The 2936-nt window shown below is 30.5% G+C and carries 2 protein-coding genes; both read right to left on the bottom strand.

Annotation, left to right across the window (positions count from 1 at the left end; translation table 11 throughout):
• Nucleotides 1–112: 112 nt before the first annotated feature.
• A complete protein-coding gene (locus BW926_RS13900) occupies nucleotides 113–1114 on the bottom strand; it encodes a hypothetical protein (protein ID WP_143756562.1) in 1002 nt (333 codons plus the stop codon).
• Between the two features lie 231 nt (nucleotides 1115–1345).
• Entirely contained in the window at nucleotides 1346–2704 is a 1359-nt protein-coding gene (gene hemN / locus BW926_RS13905) for an oxygen-independent coproporphyrinogen III oxidase (protein ID WP_076447933.1), read from the bottom strand.
• Nucleotides 2705–2936: the final 232 nt, after the last annotated feature.

Below are 2936 nucleotides of genomic sequence, written 5' to 3' on the forward strand. Positions count from 1 at the left end.
ATAAGATTTGAAACGTTGGATATTACTTGGAAGAATCTGCATTTTTTAGCATTTTCTTTAAGATTAATCAAAAAATTAAAAGTTTAAACAACTTCATTAAGTAAAAATATTCTTAAACATTTTTTGAAGCCTCAATTCTTTTCGATTGGGGCTTTTTTATAAAATATAACATTATAAACATCGGAATAATTATCACAATTCTACTTATTAATGAAAATCTTTCTGTTTGCTCATCAAATAAAACGTTGGGAACCAATGTTACCAGCAAAAACGCCAATAAGAAAAATACGATTTCAATAGTTAATAAATTTCTCACTTCTTTTTTGTCTGATTTAAATTTTGAACTTAAAATCCAAAAGACTAAAAATAAAATCATAAAAGGAAAAGACCAGATTCTATACGTATCATACGCAATGGAGTGAAGCACCAGAGGAATAAAAGCAATTACAGCAAGCAAAATGAATAGTTGAATGTTTTGTTTTAATTTAAATTCATTAAAGATCATCCAAAGAGAAAAAAGAATCGGGATTCCATAAAAAACTGTTCCTTTTGAAATAAATAATCTTTGAATAAAACTTACACTCTCTTCTTTAAAGTAATAAGAAAAACTTTTTGTGTACGCTGAACTTACGGAATCTGCCGGTTTTTCCGCTATAAATGGAATTTGTTTTAAATAATTAAAAATCAAAGAAAAGTAATTTTCGTCAATTATTTCCTGATATATTGAAACCGAAATTGTCGTTACAAAAGGTAACACTAAAAACAAAGTCAGCTTCTTTACAATATTCTTCGAAAAGATATTTTTAAATGAAAAATTTTCAATTGAAATCTCATTAATAATCAAAGCGAAACAACTTATTGGAATCATCAAGAAAAAAGAAATCTCATGAATCAAAATACAAAATGTCGCAATCAAAGATGATAAGAGGATTTTTTTCCGTTGAATTAAATAAACAATTAAAATCGTCAACAAAAAGACAACATGATCCAGATATCCAATTAAGTGTACTGAAAATATGATATATTGAGACAGAAAAAAGTTCAATAAAAATAATATTCTATAAAAACTATTTTCCTTTTTAAAAATCTCTTTACTAGTAATTATAAATATCAAAACATATAGCAAAAACAAAATTCCTGCTGAAAAAATTAAAATATTAAATTCATTTTTCTCAAAAAACCAGCCAAAAATTTCACCAGCCAGACCTCTTTTGATAAATCCAAATCTGTAATCGAGCATCCAATGTGCTTCTGCCCAGTCATTCGGAAATCTTATTGTTTTTAAAACACTAAAAATCAGTGCATACAAATACAATATTACCAAAAGAACTTTCCTATTCATAGACTAGATCGTCATGGAAAAAATTCTCGTTTCGGGTTTGTTTCTCATCATTCTAAGATCAAAAACCATTGCTACATTTCTTGTAAATGCTCTTCCTTTTTTCGTAATTTTTATCTGATTTTCATGAATTTCCACCAATTCATCTTTTTCCATTTCCTTCAACATTTCGAATGCATTTTCAAGCTCTGGAAAAGAATTATTAACGTCAAAAGTAGTTTCCAGCTGACACATTAAATTTAAAATATGTTTTCTGACAATAAGATCTTCTTCATTCAGAATATGACCTTTCACTACAGGAACTTTACCTTCTTCCACCATATTCTGATATTCTTCCACCGTTTTTACATTTTGAGCAAAAGCATACCAAGAATCCGAAATTGCAGACATTCCCAAACCAACCATTAACTGAGTCTTACTAGAAGTGTAGCCCATGAAATTTCTATGCAATTTTTTTTGAATTAAAGACTGATATAAATCATCATGTTCCAAAGAAAAATGATCCATTCCAACCTCGATATAGCCTAATTCTTCTAATAATTTTTTGCCATCTTCATACAAACGACGTTTTTCTTCACCGCTCGGCAGGTCATTTTCATCGAAACCTCTTTGTCCAACACCTTTTACCCACGGAACGTGTGCGTAAGAATAAAATGCCAAACGATCAGGCTTCAATTCCATTGTTTTGCTGATTGTGTGTTCTATCGCTTCCCAGGTCTGATGCGGAAGCCCGAAAACCAGGTCATGGCTGACACCTCTGTATCCTATTTCCCTTGCCCATTCTGTAACTTTTTTAACCTTTTCAAAAGGCTGAATTCTATTAATTGCCTTCTGAACTTTCGGATCGTAGTCCTGAACTCCAAAACTTACCCTTCTGAAACCTAATTCATACAAAGTTTCCAAATGTTCTCTTGTCGTATTATTCGGGTGCCCTTCAAAAGAAAATTCCTGATGATCTGCAATTTCAACCGTTCCGAAAATTCCGGTTAATAATTTTCTTAAATTCTCAGGAGAGAAGAAAGTTGGGGTTCCTCCCCCTAAGTGAAGTTCCTTCAATTTGGGTTTTTCATCGAATAGCTGAAGGTACAACTGCCACTCTTTCAATACACTTTCCAAATATGGAATTTCCACACTGTGCTGCTTCGTAATACGCTTATGACAAGCACAAAATGTACATAAAGCCTCACAAAATGGCAGGTGAATATAAATAGAAATTCCTTCCTCTGCATTCGTCTCCTTAAAAGTCTTGATCACACTTTGCTTCCAAAGTTCTGGTGAGAAAGAATTTTCATCCCAATAAGGAACTGTAGGATAAGAGGTGTAGCGTGGACCGGGAATATTATATTTATCTATTAAAGAATTCATTATTTATTTAAAATTTTAACATGAAGTTCCAAATGGGATTTCATTATGCAAAATTAAATATATCTTATGAATTTTGAATCATGAAATATATTAGGCTTTATTTTGGAAATTTATAATGAGTCTAAATACTTCTTTATGAAGTTGTTTAAACTTTTAATTTTTTGATTAATCTTAAAGAAAATGCTAAAAAATGCAGATTCTTCCAAGTAATATCCAACGTTTCAAATCTTAT

This window comes from Chryseobacterium sp. RU37D (assembly GCF_900156075.1).
Lineage (GTDB): Bacteria > Bacteroidota > Bacteroidia > Flavobacteriales > Weeksellaceae > Chryseobacterium.